Origin of the sequence: Falsiruegeria mediterranea M17 (assembly GCF_900302455.1) — a bacterium.
Lineage (GTDB): Bacteria > Pseudomonadota > Alphaproteobacteria > Rhodobacterales > Rhodobacteraceae > Falsiruegeria > Falsiruegeria mediterranea.
In genome coordinates this window covers 110,009-131,016 of the sequence record NZ_ONZG01000001.1, presented here as the reverse complement: position 1 = coordinate 131,016, position 21,008 = coordinate 110,009, and the positions used below count along the sequence as shown (strand labels likewise).

Sequence of the window (21,008 nt, the reverse complement as noted above, 5' to 3'; positions counted from 1 at the left end):
CGGGTAGATCGTCAGGTCACAGCACAAATGCCAAAACAGCGGGCATCGCCAATATCGACAACACCGTGGACGCCACAGTCATCCCAGCGACAGAGTTGGAATCGGCCCCGAAACGCTCGGCCAATAGGTACGAGGTGACGGCGACGGGCGTTGCGAATTGTACGATCAGGACGCCAGCGGCGACCTTGCCCAGCTCAAAAAACTCAGCCACGCCCCAGCCCAACGCGACACAAACGATCAGCTTGACAACTGACAGGGCAATCGCAGGCCCGATGTTGCCCGGTGTTAGCCGGGCCACGGCCACGCCCAGGGTGATCAGCATCATTGGCACCGCCATCTGCCCCATCAAGCTCAACCCGTTGGTTAGGAAGGTTGGCGTCTCCCACCCCTGCCAAAGGAACAGCGCACCCAGGATCGTCGCCCAGACCATTGGCTCGCGCACGACCTTGCCGAACGAGCCCTGACCGGCGACCAGATAGATCCCATAGGTGAAAGACCACAGCGCGGTCACGGACAGAAAGACGACAGCATATCCCAGCCCCGGATCGCCAAAGGCAAAGATGCACAGCGGTAGGCCCAAGTTGCCGGTGTTACCGAAAACCAAGGGTGACAAATACGTGCGCTGATTCAAGCGCGTGAGTTTTACAAAAACCCAGAACACCACGGACAGGACCAGGTTGCCAACAACGGTCGCCACGGTAAACACGCCCAGATCATCGCCCGAAATCTCGGTCTGCATGAGTGCAACAAAGATCAGACTGGGCACGGCCAGCGTCATGGCAAAGCGCGTGATGAACTGAATCCGGTATTCGAATCCCAGTTTCACCCAAGTAAATCCAACTGCCGCCAGCATAAAAACCGGGGCCACAATTTCCAGGACTGTCAAGGCAAGGTTCACAGACTGTTTCCCTAAATTTCGGTACAATTGTTGGACAAATGTGTCGCGTTAGGGGTAGTAACAGGACACGGGGGCTGAAACTGCAATGCTAAAAACGCGCGCAAAATATCATTTGGGCCAAGTGGTTCGCCATAAGCGTCATCCGTTTCGCGGAGTGATTTTTGATGTCGATCCGGAATTCGCCAATACCGAGGAATGGTATCAGGCGATTCCCGAAGACAGCCGACCGCTGAAGGACCAGCCGTTCTATCACCTTTTGGCTGAAAACGACCAAAGCTATTACGTTGCATACGTGTCTGAACAGAACCTTGTTGCGGATTATTCCGGTGAGCCAGTGGATCATCCGGACATTCCCGACATGTTCGGACCATTTCAAGACGGCGCGTATCCGCTTCACTTTCAGTTGAATTGAGGTGTCCCGCCCGTGACCGGGCGAGACGGACTGTATCAATAGCCCAAAGCACACCCATCCTTGCGGGGATCGCTGGCGCCTTCCAGGACGCCGTCATCGCGGATGCGGATGGCCTGAGCACCGCCGATGGCGGTGTCGGGGATGACGACGGTGTGCCCCATGTCTGCCAATTCCTGCCGCACCTGATCGCTGTACCCACGCTCGACCTTGGTCACCGCGCCATCAGCAAAGGCGCGCGGGGCGTCTACGGCCCGTTGTAGGTCCATCCCAAAATCGACGAGATTGCTGAGGAACCGGGCGTGTCCGTTGGGTTGATAGCCGCCGCCCATGACCCCAAACGGCATGGTGACGTGTCCGTTTTCCGCCAGCATGCCAGGAATGATCGTGTGCATCGGGCGTTTTCCGCCACTCAGTTCGTTGGGGTGTCCGGGCTGCAAGGTGAAACCTGCGCCGCGGTTTTGCAGCAGGATTCCAAACTTATCCGACGCGATACCGGATCCGAAACCGTGGAAGATCGAGTAGATCAACGAAACAGCCATGCCATCCCGATCAACAACCGTGATGTAAATCGTGTCCTTGTGCACTGCTTCGCTGATATCTGCCGGGGCGGCCATTGCGCGGTTCGGATCAATCAGGGCCGCCAGTTTTTTCGCCGTATCCATGGACAGCATATGGTCCAGGCGTGACGTGTGGTCCGGATCGGCTATGAAGCGGTTGCGGGCGTCATAGGCCAGTTTTGCGGCCTCGGCCTCAATATGCACGCGTTCAGTTCCCAGCGGGTCCATGCCTGCGATGTCGAACTGGCTGAGGATGTTGAGCATCAATATCGCCGTTGCGCCTTGGCCATTCGGTGGATGCTCGATCAGGTCTGTGCCCTTGTAAGCGCCGCTGATCGGCGCGGTGGACATGTCACAGGTGGCGGCAAAATCCGCAACCGTGTGGGCCCCGCCAACCGCCTGAAGTGCAGCGACCATGTCATCGGCGATTTCTCCGGTATAAAACGCATCACGCCCCTGTTGAGCGAGTCGGCGTAAAACTCCGGCCTGTCCCGGAGCACGAAAGATCTCTCCGCGTTGGAAAGGTGCACCATTCGACAGGTATTTTGCGCGCGCGCTGCCCTGCAACGTATCGGCATCATTGGCCCAGTCAAAAGCCACGCGTGCCGCCACAGGCACGCCGTGCTCGGCATAATGAATTGCAGGTTGCAGAATGGCGTCCAAACCCAGCGTGCCAACGGTTTCAGACAGGTGGCAGAACGCATCAATTGCGCGTGGAATGGTCACGGCATCCGGGCTGGTGAGGGGAATGGCGCTGTGCCCGGCGTCCCGCAAGCGATCCGCGGATGCTCCGGCGGGCGCATGGCCCGAGCCGTTCAGGGCGTGGACCTTGCCGGACTTTGGGTCCGAATACAAAACAAAGCAATCCCCGCCGATCCCCGTCATCTGCGGTTCGCAAATGCCCAGGACAAGCGCCCCGGCAATGGCCGCATCCATGGCATTGCCGCCGCGCTTGAGCGTGTCGATGGCCACCTGAGCCCCTAGGGGGTGCGATGTTGCACACATCCCGTTTGTCGCCAGAACCTCGGACCGGCCCGGCATGTGAAAATCACGCATGTTTGGATCTCCCTTCTCTCGGGCACGACATTAAATCGCGCGCGGCGAAGGTCAATCACGCTGACATTTTATTGGGGGGTAGTCCTCGGTGTCGCGCACTGGGTGGGGGCTGTTACGCGCAACACCGAGGGAAGCCAATTTGCAGCTACAACTCTGTTATGCTGGCGGTTTGCGGCGCGAGTGCGGAGCGAATAAGGCGTTAATGTGGCGCGCGGCTCTCAGGTCAGGTCAAATCCCATGGACAAGCGATTGTGACCGTTCAGGCGATCATAGCGAATATCGCTGGTCAGTTGCCTGATCAGGAACCAACCGAATCCTCCTTCGGGCAGGTCCTGCTTGTTCTCGGTGATGATCGCCGGGGCCCCTTCAGGCAGCTCACTGGCAGGCAGGGGCACACCCTTGTCGGATATCCTGATATCCAGGCGGCTTTGCTGGAAGGAACAGATCACCCGAATTTGACCTGGTTCGACACCTGCATAGGCGTGTTCCACGATGTTGTTGATGGCTTCTGCCAAGGCAATCTCGATATCGCCTGCTGTTTCTTCGGATACGCCTTGTAGCCGCAGTTCCTGCGCCACTGTGCAGATTCCACTGCGCGCTTCCAGCTCGGTCGCTCGAAAGGATAAGGCAAATTTGCCTCGCTTCCCAGTTTCGGTCACGGTGCCGCCTCCGATCCGTTGAAATTAGTGGTCTGCGGTAGCTGCCAGAGCGTCGTCCAGAGACGGAAACAAGTTGAACACGGTATCCATGCGCGTAAGGCGAAAGACCTTGTCGACCACAGGGGTCAGGCCGGCCAGATCCAGAGAGCGGTTTGCCTCCAGCTGCTTCATCGAAGCTACAATCGCGCCAAGACCGCTGGAATCGATGAAGTTCACCGTGGACAAGTCCAAAATGACCCGATCCGGCCCCCCTTCGGTCTCGGTTCGCATGTCTTCCTTGAACTGGATGGCCATCGCGGCGTCAATGCGATCCGCGTTCACGGTGATGATCCGCACGTGATCGGTTACGGTGCTTGTCAGGCTCATGACTATTCCTCAGGTGGCGTTTGTCGTGGCCGTAGGGTAAGTGACAATTCTTACCAATCAGTATTCATTATCAGGACTTTGGAGGAGGAGTTCATGAAAGAGGTTGTCATCGCCGGGGCCGCACGTACGCCAATGGGTGGTTTTCAGGGCGCATTTGACGGGGTCGAGGCCGCAGAACTGGGTGGAGCAGCGATTCGCGCCGCCTTGTCCGGCGCCGGAGCAGATACGGTGGACGAAGTTCTGATGGGCTGCGTTCTGCCGGCCGGGCAGGGGCAGGCACCCGCACGCCAGGCCGGATTTGCCGGGGGCTTGGGCGAAGAGGTGCCAGCGACAACCCTGAACAAGATGTGCGGATCGGGCATGAAAGCGGCGATGGTGGCCTTTGATCAGATCGCCCTAGGCCACGCGGATACGATGATTGCGGGCGGGATGGAAAGCATGTCCAATGCGCCCTATCTGCTGCCCAAGATGCGCGGCGGTGCCCGCATTGGCCATGGTCAGGTGATCGATCATATGTTCCTTGACGGGCTCGAAGACGCCTATGACAAAGGCCGCCTAATGGGAACCTTTGCCGAGGACTGCGCCGAAACCTATCAGTTCACCCGCGAGGCACAGGACGAATACGCGCTCAAGTCCCTCTCGAATGCACTCGAGGCGCAAGACAGCGGTGCGTTCGATGGGGAAATTGCGCCTATGACACTCAAGTCTCGCAGGGGAGAGGTGATTGTCGACGCGGACGAACAGCCGAAATCGGCACGCCCTGACAAGATCCCCACGTTGAAACCGGCCTTTCGCAAGGACGGAACGGTGACTGCGGCCAACGCCTCTTCGATCTCGGATGGCGCGGCGGCTCTGGTGCTGGCCTCAGCGGAGGCGGCCAAAGAGCAGGGCCTCACCATTCGGGCGCGCATCCTGGGTCATGCCAGTCACGCTCAGGCACCCGGCCTGTTCACGACGGCTCCGGTCCCGGCCGCGCAAAAGCTGCTCGATCGCTTGGGGTGGACGACCGGGGACGTCGATCTGTGGGAGGTCAACGAAGCCTTTGCCGTGGTTCCCATGGCGTTCATGCGCGAAATGGGTCTTTCGCGCGACAAGGTGAATGTGAACGGCGGCGCCTGTGCGCTGGGCCACCCGATCGGTGCCTCGGGCGCGCGGATCATGGTCACGCTACTGAACGCTCTGGAAAAGCGCGGTCTCAAGCGTGGGATCGCAGCGATTTGCATCGGGGGCGGAGAAGGCACGGCGATTGCGATCGAGCGGGTTTGACGCTTCTTCTCGTTTCAAATACGGCGGGGGTGAATTGAGCCTTTGGCTCAAGAGGGGGCAACGGCCCCCGACCCCCTTCAAAAGCGGAGCACGACATGCGCGCGAATTATGACACTCTGGCCACTACAATCGCCTCATTGACTGAGGGTGAAACAGACGAAGTTGCCCTGATGGCCACGGTGACATGCGAGGTGCACCATTCGGACGATCGGTTCGATTGGACCGGTTTTTACCGCGTGACCGAGCCCGAGTTACTCAAGATCGGCCCGTATCAAGGCGGTCACGGGTGCCTGGTCATCCCGTTTGCACGGGGTGTCTGCGGGGCGGCCGCGCGGACGGGCGAGGTTCAGCTGGTTCCGGATGTTGAGGCATTTCCAGGCCACATTGCATGTGCCACCTCGACCCGGTCCGAACTGGTGCTGCCAGTCCTCAATGCCAAGGGCGAGGTGATTGCCGTCTTTGATATCGACAGCGATCAACCGGATGCCTTCACCCAGGAAGATGCGGATGCCCTGACATCCATCCTGTCACAGGTATTTGCCCGCTAAAATCACGCCCGCAGTGATCTGAAACAACAGAATCGAAAGCAGCCATCGTGAAAATGGCCGCTTTTTTGTTTTGTGTCGGAACAGCCAGCGCGCCAGATACGCCGCCGGAGAGCCGCCCAAAACCGCCAACCACAGCAGAAAGTGTTCTGGAACGCGGCGCCACTTCCAACGCGCGCACAGCTTGTCCCAGGCAAAAAGCACCAGGGTCAAGCCATTGACGGCCCAGACATAAATGATGGCGTTCCAGAGGAGTGAGTTCTGTTCCATGTGCCCGCACACATGAGGCAGCAATCAGAAAGTTTCAATCCCCGTGAAAAAACACTTGGATTTTTCATTGATTCGGGTGATCGTGAAAAACGAGAAATAATTTTCACGGACCGTGAGAGGAGCGATTGGTGAACAGTCAGGCCCCGCAAAGCGCCACTTTGGGTGCGGATATTCGTGCGCTTCGCAAGGCGCGGGGGCTGACCCTTACCGATATCGCCGGGCAGCTGGGGCGGTCTGTTGGCTGGTTCAGCCAGGTTGAGCGCGACATGTCGGACCCGTCGATTTCCGATCTGCGTCAGATTGCCGAATGTCTTGGCGTGCCGATGTCGATGCTCTTTGCGCACTCTGCGGCCCCTGCTAGCGAGCAGGGCTACATCGTGCGTGCGGGCACCCGTCGTCCTATGGGGGCAGGCGAAGAGGGTCTGATAGAAGAGTTGCTTTCCCCCGATCTGACCGATGATTTCGAAATGGTGCATTCCACCTTTCGTCCAAAGTCCAGAATGCAGAAACCGGCCAACCGTCCAACACAGGAAGTGGGGTACATGGTGTCAGGCCGTCTGGACCTGATGATCGGCGACCGCACCTTTACAGTTGGTCCGGGCGATAGCTTTCGGATCAAACACGAGCCTTACCAATGGTCCAACCCCTATGACGAGCCTGCCGTGGCCGTCTGGGTCATCGCGCCACCGGTGTACTGATGAGCTTTGAGGCCTGGACCATATTCGCGTTGTTCTGGCTGGTCTTTGTGACCACGCCAGGACCAAACGCGGTGAATTGCATTTCCAACGGGATGAGCCTGCCGTTTGCGCGGGCCATGGTCGGAGTGCTGGCGATCCTCACGCAGGCCTGTGCGTTTCTGGTCCTCTCTGCACTTGGGGTCACTGCCTTGATCGCCACCTCTCCGACCGCCTTTTTTGTGGCCAAGCTGATTGGGGCCGGGTTCCTGATCTACCTGGGCATTCGCGGCTGGATCAATGCCACCAAACCTGCACCGACCGAAGTGCGCCCGGCGCGGCAGGTCTATCTGCACGCTTTGGCCGTGGCGACGATCAACCCAAAGAGCGTTGCTGGCTATCTGGCGGCGTTCTCGCAGTTTGTTCAACCGGAGGTGCCGATCTGGGGCCAGATGACAGTGATCATGCCGACTGCTCTGGCGCTCACGGCACTCAGTTACACAGGTTTCACCGTGTTGGGGGCAATCATGGGGCGGGCCGCGTTGGGGGCCGTGTTCAACACCACGGTGCGCCGCGTCATGGCCGTCTGTTTTATCATCTATGGGGTGCTACTGGGGGCCAGCGGCATGCCGCAAACAGGGGGAACCCGATGATCAAAGGATCGTGCCTGTGCGGAGATATCTGCTTTGAAACCGAGGCCACGCCGCAGGGTACCTCGATGTGCCACTGCGGACAGTGCCGCAAGCAATCGGGTGGCATCTGGTCGTCGGCCTATGTGCTCGACACCGAACTGACGATCACCGGAGATGTCAGCTGGTACCACGCCAGCGATCTGGCCAAACGCGGCAGTTGCCCGCGTTGCGGGTCGTTCCTGTTCTGGAAGGCCCACGACGAAGACACAACAAGCTTTGCGCTTGGCGCAGTGGATGGGCCTACGGGCCTGAAACTGTCCAAGCACATCTTCACCGCCTCCAAAGGCGATTATTACGACATTGCGGACGGTTTGCCGCAAAAGGACTGAATGAGGAGCATCATGTCTGATTTCCCAACCAAGGCCCGTGTGGTCATCATCGGCGGCGGCGTTGTTGGCTGTTCGTCGCTGTATCATCTGGCCAAAAAAGGCTGGACCGACTGCGTTCTGCTCGAAAAGAACGAGTTGACGGCCGGGTCCACCTGGCATGCTGCGGGCAACGTGCCCACGTTCTCGACCTCGTGGTCGATCATGAACATGCAGCGCTATTCGACCGAGCTCTATTCGGGGCTGGCCGAAGAGGTTGATTACCCGATGAACTATCACCAGTCGGGTTCGATCCGTCTGGCGCACACCAAAGAGCGGATGCAGGAATTCGAACGCGCCATGTCGATGGGCCGCTATCAGGGCATCGAGATGGAGATGTGGACGCTGGAAGAGGCGAAAGAGCGTTATCCGTTCCTGGAAACACATGACCTGGCAGGTGTTTTGTGGGATCCGTCCGACGGTGACATCGACCCGGCGCAGGTCACCCAGGCGCTGGCCAAAGGCGCGCGCGACATGGGTCAAAAGATCATCCGCTTCTGCCCGGCAACTGGTGTGACGCAGCACGATGATGGCACCTGGACCGTGCACACCGAAAAGGGCGACATCGATTGCGATTATGTGGTCAACGCAGCCGGTTACTATGCACAGCGTATTGGCGAATGGTTCCTGCCCTTCGGTGGCCGTACTGTTCCGTCAATGGTGATGGAGCACCAATACCTGCTGACCGAGCAGATCCCCGAGGTCGAGGCCTGGTCCAAGGAACACGGCGGCAAGCTGCCCCTGATCCGTGACGTGGATGTGTCGTACTACCTGCGTCAGGAAAAGCACGGCTACAACTTGGGCCCGTATGAGCCGAACTGCAAAGGTCATTGGCTGACCGCCGACGACAAGATGCCCGAGGATTTCAGCTTCCAGCTGTGGCAGGAAGATCTGGACCGGATCGAGGACATCGTGACCGACGCGATGGAGCGGGTTCCGCTGATGCAGACTTCCGGTGTCAGCAGCGTCATCAACGGCCCGATCCCCTATGCGCCCGATGGTCTGCCGATGATCGGCCCAATGCCAGGCGTCAAAAACGCGTTTGAGGCGCACACCTTCACGTTCGGCATTGCTCAGGGTGGTGGTGCTGGCAAGGTGCTGGCGGAATGGATCGTTGACGGTCACACCGAATGGGACATGTGGGCGGTCGACCCACGCCGCTACACCGACTACACCGATCAGGACTATTGCAACCAAAAGGGTATGGAAGTTTACGGCAACGAATACGCCATGCACTTCCCTCACCACGAATGGCCAGCAGCGCGCGACAAAAAGCTGTCGCCGGTTCACGCCAAGGTCAAAGAGCTCGGTGGCGTCATGGGCGCTTACAACGGCTGGGAACGTGCCAACTGGTTCGCGCAGCCGGGCGACGACACTTCGTTGGAAGCAACGCACACCTGGGGCCGCTCGGGTCCGTGGGAGCAGCGCATCAAGGAAGAGTGTGAAGCCGTGCGCGATGGCGTGGGCGTGCTCGACCTGCCGGGCTTCTCGCGGTTCTATCTGAGCGGCGAAGGCGCTGCCGAGGCGCTGCGCGGTCTGGTCACCGGTGGTCTGCCCAAAGTGGGCCGGATCAATCTGGTCTATGTCTCGGACAGCCGCGGCCGCATCCTGACCGAGATGTCGTGCATGCGTCTGGGCGAGGACGAGTTCGTGATGATCACCGCCGCAACCGCACAGTGGCATGACCGCGACCTGCTGGTGAATGCAATGCCCGTCGGTGTGTCGGTTGTTGACGTCACCACCACCCGCGACACCCTGATCGTGACCGGACCGAAATCGCGCGATCTGCTGGCTGGCATGTCGGACGCTGATCTTTCGACCGGTTGGCTGACCCATCAGGCTGCCACCGTGGCGGGCCGTCCCGCGCATCTGGTGCGCGTGTCGTTCGCGGGTGAGCTGGGCTGGGAAGTCCACGCCTTGGTCGAAGACATGCCCGCAATCTACGAAGCCATCCTGGAGGCGGGTGCCAAGCCATTCGGCATGTACGCGCTGAACAGCTTGCGTCTGGAAAAAGGGTACCGTGCGTGGAAAGGTGATCTGAGCACCGATTACTCACTGCTCGAAGGTGGTCTGGGCCGGTTCGTCAAACTCGACAAACCGCAGGATTTCCCCGGCAAGGCTGCAATCCAGAACGAAAAGCAGCAGGGCGTGAAGAAGTCCTTTGTCACACTGACGGTTGAGGCCGGGGATGCTGATGCGCCCTATATGTCATGCGTCTGGTCGGGCGATGAGATCGTTGGCGAAACCACCAGTGGCGGCTGGGGCTACCGCGTTGGCAAGTCCATCGCGCTGGGCATGGTTCGCGCTGAGTTGGCTCAGCCGGGCACCGAGCTGGAGGTCGAAATCTACGGTCAGAAGTGTCGCGCCGTGGTACAAGAAGACCAACCGCTGTGGGATCCCGCAAACGAGCGTCTGCGCGCATGATGCTCTGAGAAAGGACAAGGTATGGCCGAACATTACACTCTGAACCGGGCCGGAGAAGGCCCGAACTATGACTGGGAGAATGACCATACCTTTGTCAAAGTCTCGTCCGAGCAATCGGGTGGGGCGTACACATTGATGGAAGACAACCTCAAGGCTACCTTTGCTTTGGGGTTGCACCGTCACGACACCCACGCCGAGACTTTCTATGTGCTGGAGGGCGAGATCGATTTCTACGTCGATGGCGATTGGCATCGGTGTGGGGCAGGGGCGACGCTGCACGTGCCACCGGGCGTGCCGCATGCGTGCCGGGTAGCTCACGGCGAACCGGCCCGGATGTTGATGATCTTTCAACCATCGGGGTTTGATCTGTTTTTGGCCGAGTTGGCGACAATGACCGAGGCCGATTTTGCTGATGAGGCAAAGATGGCCGCCCTGAACGCCAAGTATGACATCGTCCAGTTGGGTCCGGTCCCAGTTCACCCTGATGACAAGGACTGAGTCGTTGAATTTGCCCGCGACAATGCAAGGCGTGTATCTGACCGGCCACGGCGGGCCAGAGGTGCTGGAATGGCGTACGGATATCCCCGTGCCAACGCCCGGACCTGGTAAAGTTCTGGTGCGCGTCGCCGCAGCAGGCGTGAACAATACGGATATCAATACGCGCGTGGGCTGGTATTCGTCGGATGTGGTCGGGGCCACCTCGGATGTGGATCAGGACGTCGATGCTGGCGGATGGGGCGGCGCACTGGCGTTTCCTCGCATTCAGGGCGGTGATCTGTGCGGCCATGTGGTGGCTGTTGGAGAGGATGCCGGTTTTGAGCCGGGTCAACGCGTCACCTGTCCAATCAACCTGCCGCGCCCGCGTCCGGGACATCCGCAAGGCTTCATTGCTTTGGGGTCCGAGATGGATGGCGCATTTGCGCAGTATTGCCTGGTTGAGGCGGATGACCTTTATGACGTTTCAACCTCGCCTCTGTCAGATCAGGAAATTGCTGCCATTCCATGCGCTTTTGGAACGGCCGAGAACCTGTTGACCCGCGCGGGCGTAACTGCAGGACATCAGGTGCTAATCACCGGGGCGTCGGGTGGTGTTGGGCTGGCAGCCGTTCAACTGGCGGCGCTGCGTGGCGCCACGGTGACGGGTGTGACCAGCGCATCCAAGGCCGAGATTGTTCTGGGGCAGGGGGCATCAAACACGATCGATCGTGGTGCGCCTGTTCCACATGACACCTATGATGTGGTCATTGATGTGGTGGGTGGAACGGCTTGGGCCGATTTGATCCTGGCCTTGAAGCCCGGCGGGCACTATGCCTGCTCTGGTGCCATCGCAGGGCCGATGGTGCAGGCCGATCTGCGCGAGATTTACCTGCGTGACATCACGATCCATGGCTGCACCTATCAACCGGCAGAGGTTTTTGGCCGATTGGTCGGCCTGATGAATGCCGGAAAAATTCGACCCTTGATCTCGAAAACCTATCCGCTTCGCGATATCGCGCAGGCCCAGGCAGATTTTGAAAGCAAGACACTGCCGGGTAAACTGGTGCTGATCCCCTAAGGAGACTGAGAATGGCTGATATTACTCTTCTGGATGGCTCGATCGGGCAAGAGCTGGTCAAGCGCAGTGGTGACCGGGCGACGCCACTCTGGTCCACCCGCGTTATGATCGACCATCCTGAACTGGTGGGCGATGTGCACAAATCTTATTTCGACGTGGGTGCCACGGTCGCCACGACCAACACCTACGCCGTTCATCGCTCGCGCTTGGTGCGTGTCGACATGGAAGACCAGCTGCCCGATCTGATCGAAACCGCTCTGTCCCAGGCCGAGCGCGCCCGACAGGGCAGCGGGCGAATTGCAGCCTCTCTGGGGCCGTTGTTGGCGTCTTACCGACCGGACTTGAAACCTGATCCTGATGACGCTGCAGAAAAATTCGGCGAACTGGCGGACATGATGAAGGACCGCGTGGACCTGTTCCTGTTGGAAACTGTGTGCTCTCTGCAAGAGGCCGAAGGTGCCCTGCGTGGCGTTGAAGGTACGGAAAAACCGGTTTGGTTGTCCTTGTCGGTCATGGATGATGACGGTTCCCATTTGCGCTCGGGTGAGCCGTTGGCAGATATGGCAGCGCTGGTCGAGCGGTTTGATCCGGAGGCGGTGCTTATCAATTGCTCCCGCCCTGAGGCGCTGCCCGCCGCGCTGGATATCGTCAAGGGCTTTGGCCGCCCTTTTGGGGGCTATGCAAATGGTTTTACCCGCATCAGCGAGGGGTTCTTGAAAGATGCCCCAACCGTTGATGCGCTGGAGCAGCGAGCCGACCTTGGACCTGAGGCTTACGCAGAACACGCTATGGGATGGGTCGCGCAGGGGGCGTCGATTGTCGGTGGCTGTTGCGAAGTGGGGCCTGCGCACATTGCAGAATTGGCACGCCAATTGCGGGATGCGGGGCATCGTATCGTTTAGAACGCTTTGAAATTCGTCTGAGGGAAGCGGATCGCAAATGTCCTGAAAGCGCGAAGCGCGGCAAGGTATTTGTGAGGCCACTGCTCTCAAATCGCCAAAGGGAGGCGGCGACATGGGTGGAAAAAACAAACTGCATCTGGTGTCGGACACCAACCGCCAATGGCAATTTGATATTGTCGTGGCGAATGGTTTTGTCCTGACCGAGCTGGCGGGTGTCGTTGACGTCATCCGTTTGGCCAATCGTGTCTGCCCGACGCCACCCTTTGCCTGGACCTATCGTTCGCTGTCGGGCGGGATGATCGAAAGCAGCTCGGGCGCGATTGTGTCGACCGAGCGGATGACCAACCAACCCAATGCGGACTATGTCTTTGTCATCGGCAACGCTGACCCGGACTGTCCCGATCTGGCCTTGGGTCGAAAGGTATCCGACTACACCTATCGCGGCGCGCAAGTGTTCCTGTTGGCCGAGGCCGCCAGCCGTTACATCCACGACAACGGCGAGGTGGAATCCCACACCACCCATTGGGAAAACTCGGCTTTCCTACGCGAGCGGACAGGTGCCTTCGACGCAAATTTTTCAATTGCAACAGAAAATGGCCCGGTCGTGACTTGTGCCGGCATGGGCGCGACAGTGGACGTGACTCTCGAGGTGATCGGGAGGCATATCTCGGGCGCGGCGCGGATGACGGTGGCGGACATCCTGCTGCACGAGAAGATTCGCGACTTTGGCTCGCAGCAGCCATTTTCGGGCGTCAAGACAACGACCACGGGCGACGACAAACTGGATCAATGCATCAAGATCATGCAGGCCAATGTTGAAGATCCCGTTCCGATCAATGAAATCGTCGCCGCGCTGGGCCTGTCGAATCGCTCGTTGGAACGGAAATTCAAGACCTACTTGGGGGCGACACCGAACACCTTCTATCGGGAAATGAGGTTGGCCAAAGCAAACAACCTGCTGCTGAATACCACTATGAGCGTGCGTGAAATCGGCCTGGCTTGTGGTTTTCCCAACGGGTTTTCTGCGGTTTACAAAAGCTTCTACGGCATAACGCCCTTTGTTCTGCGTCGTCAGCGCCGTTCATTGCCCGGGTAATTTGCGGGTGATTTTGGCGGATTCCCTGACGCTTTTTGTGGATTTTTCGTCGCCTCGATGTGCCAATCTTGCGCATCTACAGCGAGCCGCGTTTGGTCAGATCCAAGAACGCAACAGACAACGCGTTCGAGCGTAAGCGAGAGGCAGCGTTCTTCTGTTTCCGATTAGACGTCGGCACGCTCTAATTCTGAGGCGGAGAAAAACATGGCCGATCTTCCCAACAAGGCCCGCGTGGTCATCATCGGCGGCGGTGTCATTGGCTGCTCGGTGGCCTATCACCTGACCAAAAAAGGCTGGAGCGACGTTGTCCTGCTGGAGCGTAAGCAGTTGACCAGCGGCACCACCTGGCATGCAGCCGGTTTGATTGCGCAGCTGCGCGCGACGGCGAATATGACAAAGCTCGCGAAATACAGCCAGGAACTCTACGGAACACTGGAGGAAGAGACCGGCGTTGCCACCGGCTTCAAACGCTGCGGTTCGATCACTGTGGCCCTGACCGAAGAGCGCAAGGAAGAGATTTACCGTCAGGCGGCCATGGCCCGCGCCTTTGGTGTCGAGGTGCACGAGATCTCGAATGAACGCGTGGCCGAACTCTATCCCCACCTGAACGTCGAAGATGTCAAAGGCGCTGTGCACCTGCCGCTTGACGGTCAGGGCGACCCCGCCAACATCGCGCTCGCCCTGGCCAAGGGCGCGCGTCAGCGTGGTGGCGTCGTCAAGGAACGCACCAAGGTCACCAACATCGCGCGTGATGGCCGCAAGGTCACTGGCGTTGATTGGCAGTCGGACGATGGGTCGGAAAGCGGCTACATCGAATGCGACATGATCGTGAACTGTGCGGGCATGTGGGGCCACGAAGTTGGTCGGATGTCCAACACCAACGTACCACTGCACGCGTGCGAGCACTTTTACATCGTGACCGAAAGCATCGACGGTCTGACTCAACTGCCGGTTCTGCGGGTGCCGGATGAATGCGCGTACTACAAAGAAGACGCAGGCAAGATCCTGCTTGGCGCCTTTGAACCCAATGCCAAGCCTTGGGCGATGAAAGGTATCCCCGATACCTTTGAATTCGACCAGCTGCCCGAAGACTTCGATCACTTCGAGCCGATCCTCGAAGCCGCCTGCGAGCGGATGCCGATGCTGGCAGAGGCGGGTATTCACACGTTCTTCAACGGTCCCGAAAGCTTCACCCCAGATGACGCGTATCACTTGGGTCTGGCGCCCGAGATGGACAACGTCTGGGTCGCAGCAGGCTTCAACTCGATCGGTATTCAATCCGCCGGTGGCGCGGGTCATGCGCTGGCCGAATGGATGGACAGCGGCGAAAAACCGTTCGACCTGGGCGATGTGGACATCAGCCGCATGCAGCCGTTCCAGGGCAACAAACAGTATCTGTTCGAACGCTCGAAAGAGACGCTGGGTCTGCTCTATGCCGACCACTTCCCGTTCCGCCAAAAGGCAACCGCCCGTGGCGTGCGCCGCACCCCGTTCCATCACCACCTGAAGGAAAACGGCGCGGTGTTCGGTGAGTTGGCTGGATGGGAACGTGCCAACTGGTTCGCGCGTCAGGGTCAGACGCCCGAGTATGAATACAGCTGGAAGCGCCAGAACTTCTTTGACAACGTAGCTGAAGAGCACAACGCGATCCGCACCAATGTGGGCATGTATGACATGTCGTCCTTTGGGAAAATCCGCGTCGAGGGCCCCGATGCGTGCGCCTTCATGAACTACATAGGCGGTGGCCAGTACGATGTGCCAGTGGGCAAGATCGTCTATACCCAGTTCCTGAACAGCCGCGCCGGGATTGAGGCGGATGTGACCGTCACCCGCATGTCGGAAACCGCCTATCTGGTGGTCACACCGGCAGCGACCCGTCTGGCGGATGAAACCTGGATGCGCCGTCATCAGGGCAACTTCAACGTGGTGATCACCGATGTGACGGCTGGCGAAGGCGTTCTGGCGGTCATGGGCCCCAATGCGCGTAAGCTGTTGCAGATGGTGTCGCCCAACGACTTCTCGAACGAGGTGAACCCGTTTGGCACCGCGCAAGAGATCGAGCTGGGCATGGGCCTGGCCCGCGTGCACCGCGTAACTTATGTGGGTGAGCTGGGTTGGGAGATTTATGTCTCCTCCGACATGGCAGGCCATGCTTTTGAGGTGCTGCACGAAGCGGGTCAGGACCTTGGCCTGAAACTCTGCGGCATGCACATGATGGACACGTGCCGTATCGAAAAGGGGTTCCGTCACTTTGGCCACGATATCACCTCTGAAGATCACGTGCTCGAGGCGGGTCTGGGCTTTGCAGTCAAGACCGACAAGCCCGACTTCATCGGTCGCGATGCTGTGCTGCGCAAGAAAGAAGAAGGTCTCAAGAACCGCCTGCTTCAGTTCAAACTGACCGATGCCGAGCCGCTGCTCTATCACAACGAGCCAGTGATCCGGGATGGCGAGATTGTGGGCTACCTCAGCTCCGGTTCTTACGGTCACCACCTGGGTGCCGCCGTTGGTCTGGGCTACGTGCCCTGCGAAGGCGAAACCGCCGCCGAGGTTCTGGCTTCGACCTATGAGATCGACGTCATGGGAACGCGAGTGAAGGCCGAAGCCTCGCTCAAGCCGATGTACGATCCCAAGTCTGAGCGGGTCAAAGCCTGATCTGACGGATCTGGAAACCACATGGATGGGGCGAAACACTCGCCCCGTCCAAAAAATTTTGCCATTTGGTCAAAAAACGCCCCGTCAAACCCGGCGCGTCGCTTGCCAATATGCCGCACCCATGCGATTTTGCGCCTCTAACTCCTCAGAGGATGCATCAGATGGAATCGCAGAGCACCCAAAGCGCTGAGACACCCGTGCGCACCGCGCATCTGCCGCTTGTCACGGAACCCCGAAACCCAGGCACCGAGCTGGACCTGGATTGGGTGCGGGCCGTGCAGGCCAATACATCGGCCATCGAGCGCCGGGCCGCGACATTGCCCGGACGCCGATCGGTGAAAAAGGATTATCAAGCGGCCTGGCTGCTCAAGGCGATCACCATGATCGACCTGACGACGCTGTCAGGCGATGACACAGTCGGCCGCGTGCGCCGCCTGTGCGCCAAGGCGCGCCAGCCTGTGTCGGGTGCGCTGCTGGATGCGATGGATATGCCCGCGATCACCACCGGCGCTGTCTGTGTCTATCACGACATGATCGAAACGGCCGTGGACGCTTTGAAAGGCACTGGCATCCCGGTTGCAGCGGTTTCCACCGGTTTCCCGGCGGGCCTTTCGCCCTTCCACCTGCGCGTCGCCGAGATCGAAGAGAGCGTGAAGGCAGGCGCCGAGGAGATCGACATTGTGATCTCGCGTCGGCACGTGCTGTCGGGCGATTGGCAAGCCCTCTATGACGAGATGAAGGCCTTTCGCGCGGCCTGTGGCGATGCTCATGTCAAAGCGATCCTGGCCACTGGAGAGTTGGGCAGCCTGCGCAACGTCGCGCGCGCCTCGCTGGTGTGCATGATGGCAGGGGCCGATTTCATCAAGACCTCGACCGGCAAGGAAAGCGTCAACGCCACATTGCCAGTTACGCTGGTGATGATCCGCGCGATCCGCGACTACTATGATCGCACCGGATACCGTGTCGGTTACAAACCCGCCGGTGGTATTTCCAAGGCCAAGGACGCGGTGACCTATCTGTCGCTGATCAAGGACGAGCTGGGCGATCGCTGGCTGCAACCTGACCTGTTCCGTTTTGGCGCTTCCTCCCTGCTGGGCGACATTGAACGTCAGTTGGAACACCATGTCACCGGGGCATACTCCGCCGGTTACCGTCACTCCATGGGGTGAACAATGTGTGGTCGAATTGCCTTTGCTGTCTGTCTGATTTTCATCGGAACTGTGTCGATTGCGTCCGAGGAAGTATACTCGCTGTACCGTAGCTCCTTGGTTCCAGACATCAAGAAAGTTCACATAGCGACATTCGACAGCTTAAATGGCGAAAAGTACAACTTCGAAAACTGTTGGCTGGCTGCCGATTTGTTTCAGAATCAACCCTCGGTAAAGACAAGATTCTGGTGCGAACCAGGGCGAGCGGCGAGTTGAGAGAGAAAACCATGACTGTAAAAGAGATCTTTGAGACCATGGATTATGGCCCCGCCCCCGAAAGTGCCGCCGAGGCTCTGGCTTGGCTGGTGGATCAGGGTGACCGGTTTGGTCACTTCATCAATGGGGCTTTCACCAAACCTGGTGACGGGTTCGAAAGCCGCAATCCCGCGACGGGAGAGGTTTTGGCAACACTGAGCCAAGCGTCTCAGGCGGATGTGGATGCTGCTGTTGATGCCGCCCGTAAAGCCCAACCCAAGTGGGAAGGTCTGGGCGGTGCAGGCCGGGCGCGTTACCTCTATGCGATTGCGCGTCTGCTGCAGAAACATTCGCGCCTGTTTGCCGTGCTGGAGTCGATGGACAACGGCAAGCCGATCCGCGAGAGCCGCGACATCGATATCCCGTTGGCACAGCGGCATTTCTACTATCACGCGGGCATGGCGCAGTTGAAGGAAAGCGAGCTGCCTGATGCGGAAGCTTTGGGTGTTTGCGGTCAGATCATTCCGTGGAATTTCCCTCTGCTGATGCTGGCTTGGAAAATCGCGCCCGCACTGGCCATGGGAAACACTGTGGTTCTGAAGCCTGCCGAATACACCTCGCTGACCGCTCTGCTGTTTGCCGACATCTGCACACAGGCTGGCCTGCCCAAGGGCGTGGTCAACATCGTCACTGGTGACGGTGCCGTGGGCGAAATGATCGTGGCCTCTGACGTGGACAAGATCGCCTTTACCGGCTCGACCTCGGTGGGTCGTCGCATTCGCGAGGCGACCGCAGGTTCCGGTAAAGAACTGACTTTGGAACTGGGCGGCAAATCCGCCTACATCGTCTTTGACGACGCCGACATTGATTCAGCGATCGAGGGTCTGGTTGACGCCATCTGGTTCAACCAGGGTCAGGTCTGCTGCGCCGGATCGCGCCTGTTGGTACAAGAGGGGATCGCAGATCGTTTCCACACCAAACTGCGCGCGCGCATGGACGGGCTGCGCATCGGTAATCCGCTCGACAAATGCATTGATGTGGGTGCGGTGGTGGACCCGGTTCAGTTGCAGACGATCAAGGGCATGGTCGACAACAACACCGCCGGTGAGCTCTATCAAGCTGCTTGCGACATGCCGGAAAACGGCTGCTACTTCCCACCGACCCTGATCACCGGTCTGGAAACCAGCGACCCGCTGATGCAGGAAGAGATCTTTGGCCCAGTGCTGGTCTCGTCGACCTTCCGCACGCCTGCTGAGGCGGTCGAGCTGGCCAACAACACGCGTTATGGTCTGGCAGCCACGGTCTGGACCGAGAACGTGAACCTCGCCCTCGACATCGCACCCAAGCTGGTTGCGGGTGTTGTCTGGGTGAATGCCACGAACCTCTTTGACGCGGCGGCTGGCTTTGGTGGTGTGCGTGAGAGCGGGTTTGGCCGCGAAGGTGGCTGGGAGGGCCTGAGCGCCTATACCAAGCCCAAAGGCAAAACCAAGCCACTGGCCAAGGTTGAAGCTACGGCAGGCGAAGGCGCGCCGGTTGACGCAATCGACCGCACTGCCAAGATGTATGTGGGGGGCAAACAAGCGCGTCCAGACAGCGGTTACTCCAAGCCGATCTGGGGCAAATCGGGCTTGTTGGGTCACGTGGGTCTGGCCAACCGCAAGGACGTGCGCAACGCGGTTGAGGCAGCAGCGGGCGCCAAGGGGTGGGCCAAGGCCAACGGCCATCTTCGGGCGCAGATCCTGTATTACATTGGCGAAAACCTCTCGGCCCGTGCGGGTGAGTTTGCCCATCGTATTGACACGCTGACCGGCAAAAAGACAGGCGCGAAAGAGGTCGAGACCTCGATCCAGCGCTTGTTCACCGCGGCGGCCTGGGCTGACAAATACGACGGTCAGGTGCACGGCGTCCCGATCCGAGGTGTTGCATTGGCGATGAAAGAACCCACCGGCGTGATCGGCGCGCTGTGCGCGGATGAGGCACCTTTGCTGGGTCTGGTCTCGGTCATGGCCCCGGCGATTGCCATGGGCAACCGGGTGGTTCTGGCCGCAAGCGAGCCGTACCCGCTGGCGGCGACCGACTTTTATCAGATCCTGGAAACCTCGGACGTGCCTGCGGGTGTCGTGAACATCCTGACCGGCAGCCATGCCGAATTGGCGAAACCCCTGGCCTCGCATCTGAACGTCGATGCAGTCTGGTCGTTCTCGTCCAGCGATGTGTCTGTGCAGATCGAACAGGCGGCAGCGGGCAACCTGAAACGGACCTGGGTGAATAACGCCACGGCAACCGATTGGAGCGTGGACCACAGCCGCAAGTTCCTTCAGGCTGCGACCGAGATCAAGAACATCTGGGTGCCTTACGGCGAGTAGGGCACCCCGTAAAAACGGGGAGACTCTACATGGACTTTGCAGGTAAGACGGTCGTCGTCATCGGTGGCACCAGCGGGATCAACCGTGGCATCGCCGAGGCTTTTGCGGCCTCGGGCGCAAAGCTGGCCGTCGCCAGCCGGTCGCAGGAAAAGGTAGACGACACGGTTGCGGCGCTGAAAGCTGCGGGCGCGCAGGAGGCAGTTGGCGCTGCATTTGACGTGCGCGATGCCGAAGCTGTGGCGGCAGGCCTCAAAGGGTTTCATGACGCATTTGGCGACTTCGACGTGTTGGTGTCGGGGGCGGCCGGCAACTTTCCGGCTCTTGCCGCCGAGATGTCTATCAATGCCTTTAAAACCGTGATCGACATCGATCTGATGGGCACCATCCACGTGATGAAAGGCGCCTATGAATTCCTGCGTCGTCCTGGTGCAAGCATCATCAACATTTCGGCTCCGCAGTCCTATCTGCCGTATGAGGGGCAGAGCCACGTCTGCGCGGCAAAGGCAGGTGTGGACCAGATCACCCGTACCCTGTCGATGGAATGGGGGCTGGAGGGGATCCGCGTGAACTCGGTCGTGCCGGGGTTCATCGAAGGGACCGAAGGCGCCAAGCGCCTTGCGCCCACACCGGACGCCGAAGAGAAGTTCAAACGCGATGTGCCTTTGGGCCGTTGGGGTCAGCCTCAGGATGTGGCCAACGCCTGCCTGTTTCTCGGGTCGGATCTGGCGGGGTACATCAGTGGGACGGTTCTGGCCGTCGATGGCGCGCTGTATCAGCGCGGGTCTGGTCGACCGGGGCAGATGATCGGGCAAATGCTGCGGTCGATGTCCAAGGGCGGCAGCTAAGA

Annotated in this window: 20 protein-coding genes; 15 read left to right on the top strand and 5 right to left on the bottom strand. The window is 59.4% G+C overall.

Annotation, left to right across the window (positions count from 1 at the left end; all coding sequences use genetic code 11):
- Positions 1-16: 16 nt before the first annotated feature.
- Positions 17-898, bottom strand: coding sequence for an AEC family transporter (locus tag TRM7615_RS00665; protein WP_108784987.1), 882 nt, complete (start codon positions 896-898; stop codon positions 17-19).
- An 85-nt stretch (positions 899-983) separates the two neighbouring features.
- On the opposite strand from TRM7615_RS00665, the gene hspQ reads away from it, so the two are divergent.
- Positions 984-1,310 carry a heat shock protein HspQ gene (hspQ, locus tag TRM7615_RS00660; protein ID WP_085797034.1) on the top strand — a complete coding sequence of 109 codons (327 nt, stop codon included), beginning with the start codon at positions 984-986 and terminating at the stop codon, positions 1,308-1,310.
- A gap of 35 nt (positions 1,311-1,345) precedes the next feature.
- On the opposite strand, the gene TRM7615_RS00655 is transcribed toward hspQ, so the two are convergent.
- The 3 genes from TRM7615_RS00655 to TRM7615_RS00645 form a co-directional block, all read right to left on the bottom strand.
- Positions 1,346-2,923 (bottom strand): gamma-glutamyltransferase family protein, encoded by a 1,578-nt coding sequence (locus TRM7615_RS00655; protein ID WP_108784986.1) that lies wholly within the window; start codon positions 2,921-2,923, stop codon positions 1,346-1,348.
- 218 nt (positions 2,924-3,141) lie between these two features.
- Positions 3,142-3,582 (bottom strand): ATP-binding protein, encoded by a 441-nt coding sequence (locus TRM7615_RS00650; protein WP_108784985.1) that lies wholly within the window; start codon positions 3,580-3,582, stop codon positions 3,142-3,144.
- Positions 3,583-3,606: 24 nt separating this feature from the next.
- On the bottom strand, positions 3,607-3,948 hold the full coding sequence (locus TRM7615_RS00645) for an STAS domain-containing protein (protein ID WP_108784984.1): 342 nt from the start codon (positions 3,946-3,948) through the stop codon (positions 3,607-3,609).
- Between the two features lie 93 nt (positions 3,949-4,041).
- Between TRM7615_RS00645 and TRM7615_RS00640 the strand changes: the two genes are divergently transcribed.
- Complete coding sequence (locus TRM7615_RS00640) at positions 4,042-5,214, top strand: thiolase family protein (protein WP_108784983.1); 1,173 nt, start codon at positions 4,042-4,044, stop codon at positions 5,212-5,214.
- Positions 5,215-5,309: 95 nt separating this feature from the next.
- Positions 5,310-5,762: a free L-methionine (R)-S-oxide reductase MsrC gene (gene msrC, locus TRM7615_RS00635; RefSeq protein WP_108784982.1), complete on the top strand. Its 453-nt coding sequence runs from the start codon at positions 5,310-5,312 to the stop codon at positions 5,760-5,762.
- On the opposite strand, the gene TRM7615_RS00630 is transcribed toward msrC, so the two are convergent.
- Positions 5,742-6,029, bottom strand: coding sequence for a DUF1294 domain-containing protein (locus TRM7615_RS00630; protein ID WP_108784981.1), 288 nt, complete (start codon positions 6,027-6,029; stop codon positions 5,742-5,744). The genes msrC and TRM7615_RS00630 overlap by 21 nt on opposite strands.
- A gap of 128 nt (positions 6,030-6,157) precedes the next feature.
- On the opposite strand from TRM7615_RS00630, the gene TRM7615_RS00625 reads away from it, so the two are divergent.
- From TRM7615_RS00625 to TRM7615_RS00570, 12 genes are all read left to right on the top strand, one after another.
- Positions 6,158-6,727 (top strand): helix-turn-helix domain-containing protein, encoded by a 570-nt coding sequence (locus TRM7615_RS00625; RefSeq protein WP_108785454.1) that lies wholly within the window; start codon positions 6,158-6,160, stop codon positions 6,725-6,727.
- Entirely contained in the window at positions 6,727-7,356 is a 630-nt protein-coding gene (locus tag TRM7615_RS00620) for a LysE family translocator (protein WP_108784980.1), read from the top strand. Before TRM7615_RS00625 ends, TRM7615_RS00620 begins: the two co-directional genes overlap by 1 nt.
- Positions 7,353-7,724 carry a GFA family protein gene (locus TRM7615_RS00615; protein ID WP_108784979.1) on the top strand — a complete coding sequence of 124 codons (372 nt, stop codon included), beginning with the start codon at positions 7,353-7,355 and terminating at the stop codon, positions 7,722-7,724. Before TRM7615_RS00620 ends, TRM7615_RS00615 begins: the two co-directional genes overlap by 4 nt.
- Positions 7,725-7,736: 12 nt before the next feature.
- Positions 7,737-10,184: a GcvT family protein gene (locus TRM7615_RS00610; RefSeq protein WP_108785453.1), complete on the top strand. Its 2,448-nt coding sequence runs from the start codon at positions 7,737-7,739 to the stop codon at positions 10,182-10,184.
- A 21-nt stretch (positions 10,185-10,205) separates the two neighbouring features.
- Entirely contained in the window at positions 10,206-10,682 is a 477-nt protein-coding gene (locus tag TRM7615_RS00605; protein ID WP_108784978.1) for a cupin domain-containing protein, read from the top strand.
- Between the two features lie 10 nt (positions 10,683-10,692).
- Positions 10,693-11,739, top strand: a complete 1,047-nt coding sequence (locus TRM7615_RS00600; protein WP_108785452.1) for an alcohol dehydrogenase family protein — start codon at positions 10,693-10,695, stop codon at positions 11,737-11,739.
- Between the two features lie 11 nt (positions 11,740-11,750).
- Positions 11,751-12,641 carry a homocysteine S-methyltransferase family protein gene (locus tag TRM7615_RS00595; RefSeq protein ID WP_108784977.1) on the top strand — a complete coding sequence of 297 codons (891 nt, stop codon included), beginning with the start codon at positions 11,751-11,753 and terminating at the stop codon, positions 12,639-12,641.
- Between the two features lie 112 nt (positions 12,642-12,753).
- On the top strand, positions 12,754-13,737 hold the full coding sequence (locus TRM7615_RS00590) for a GlxA family transcriptional regulator (RefSeq protein WP_108784976.1): 984 nt from the start codon (positions 12,754-12,756) through the stop codon (positions 13,735-13,737).
- A gap of 204 nt (positions 13,738-13,941) precedes the next feature.
- Positions 13,942-16,392, top strand: coding sequence for a GcvT family protein (locus TRM7615_RS00585; protein WP_108784975.1), 2,451 nt, complete (start codon positions 13,942-13,944; stop codon positions 16,390-16,392).
- 161 nt (positions 16,393-16,553) lie between these two features.
- Positions 16,554-17,561 (top strand): deoxyribose-phosphate aldolase, encoded by a 1,008-nt coding sequence (gene deoC / locus TRM7615_RS00580; protein WP_108785451.1) that lies wholly within the window; start codon positions 16,554-16,556, stop codon positions 17,559-17,561.
- A 266-nt stretch (positions 17,562-17,827) separates the two neighbouring features.
- Positions 17,828-20,161 (top strand): aldehyde dehydrogenase family protein, encoded by a 2,334-nt coding sequence (locus tag TRM7615_RS00575; protein WP_108784974.1) that lies wholly within the window; start codon positions 17,828-17,830, stop codon positions 20,159-20,161.
- Positions 20,162-20,190: 29 nt separating this feature from the next.
- A complete protein-coding gene (locus tag TRM7615_RS00570) occupies positions 20,191-21,006 on the top strand; it encodes an SDR family oxidoreductase (RefSeq protein WP_108784973.1) in 816 nt (271 codons plus the stop codon).
- Positions 21,007-21,008 lie beyond the last annotated feature (2 nt).

What these genes read in the sequence shown, in the direction of transcription:
- hspQ (WP_085797034.1), top strand. Translation starts at nt 984, where the DNA reads ATGCTAAAAACGCGCGCAAAATATCATTTGGGCCAAGTGGTTCGCCAT.
- TRM7615_RS00655 (WP_108784986.1), bottom strand. Translation starts at nt 2,923, where the DNA reads ATGCGTGATTTTCACATGCCGGGCCGGTCCGAGGTTCTGGCGACAAAC.
- TRM7615_RS00645 (WP_108784984.1), bottom strand. Translation starts at nt 3,948, where the DNA reads ATGAGCCTGACAAGCACCGTAACCGATCACGTGCGGATCATCACCGTG.
- TRM7615_RS00640 (WP_108784983.1), top strand. Translation starts at nt 4,042, where the DNA reads ATGAAAGAGGTTGTCATCGCCGGGGCCGCACGTACGCCAATGGGTGGT.
- msrC (WP_108784982.1), top strand. Translation starts at nt 5,310, where the DNA reads ATGCGCGCGAATTATGACACTCTGGCCACTACAATCGCCTCATTGACT.
- TRM7615_RS00630 (WP_108784981.1), bottom strand. Translation starts at nt 6,029, where the DNA reads ATGGAACAGAACTCACTCCTCTGGAACGCCATCATTTATGTCTGGGCC.
- TRM7615_RS00620 (WP_108784980.1), top strand. Translation starts at nt 6,727, where the DNA reads ATGAGCTTTGAGGCCTGGACCATATTCGCGTTGTTCTGGCTGGTCTTT.
- TRM7615_RS00615 (WP_108784979.1), top strand. Translation starts at nt 7,353, where the DNA reads ATGATCAAAGGATCGTGCCTGTGCGGAGATATCTGCTTTGAAACCGAG.
- TRM7615_RS00610 (WP_108785453.1), top strand. Translation starts at nt 7,737, where the DNA reads ATGTCTGATTTCCCAACCAAGGCCCGTGTGGTCATCATCGGCGGCGGC.
- TRM7615_RS00605 (WP_108784978.1), top strand. Translation starts at nt 10,206, where the DNA reads ATGGCCGAACATTACACTCTGAACCGGGCCGGAGAAGGCCCGAACTAT.
- TRM7615_RS00595 (WP_108784977.1), top strand. Translation starts at nt 11,751, where the DNA reads ATGGCTGATATTACTCTTCTGGATGGCTCGATCGGGCAAGAGCTGGTC.
- TRM7615_RS00590 (WP_108784976.1), top strand. Translation starts at nt 12,754, where the DNA reads ATGGGTGGAAAAAACAAACTGCATCTGGTGTCGGACACCAACCGCCAA.
- TRM7615_RS00585 (WP_108784975.1), top strand. Translation starts at nt 13,942, where the DNA reads ATGGCCGATCTTCCCAACAAGGCCCGCGTGGTCATCATCGGCGGCGGT.
- deoC (WP_108785451.1), top strand. Translation starts at nt 16,554, where the DNA reads ATGGAATCGCAGAGCACCCAAAGCGCTGAGACACCCGTGCGCACCGCG.
- TRM7615_RS00575 (WP_108784974.1), top strand. Translation starts at nt 17,828, where the DNA reads ATGACTGTAAAAGAGATCTTTGAGACCATGGATTATGGCCCCGCCCCC.
- TRM7615_RS00570 (WP_108784973.1), top strand. Translation starts at nt 20,191, where the DNA reads ATGGACTTTGCAGGTAAGACGGTCGTCGTCATCGGTGGCACCAGCGGG.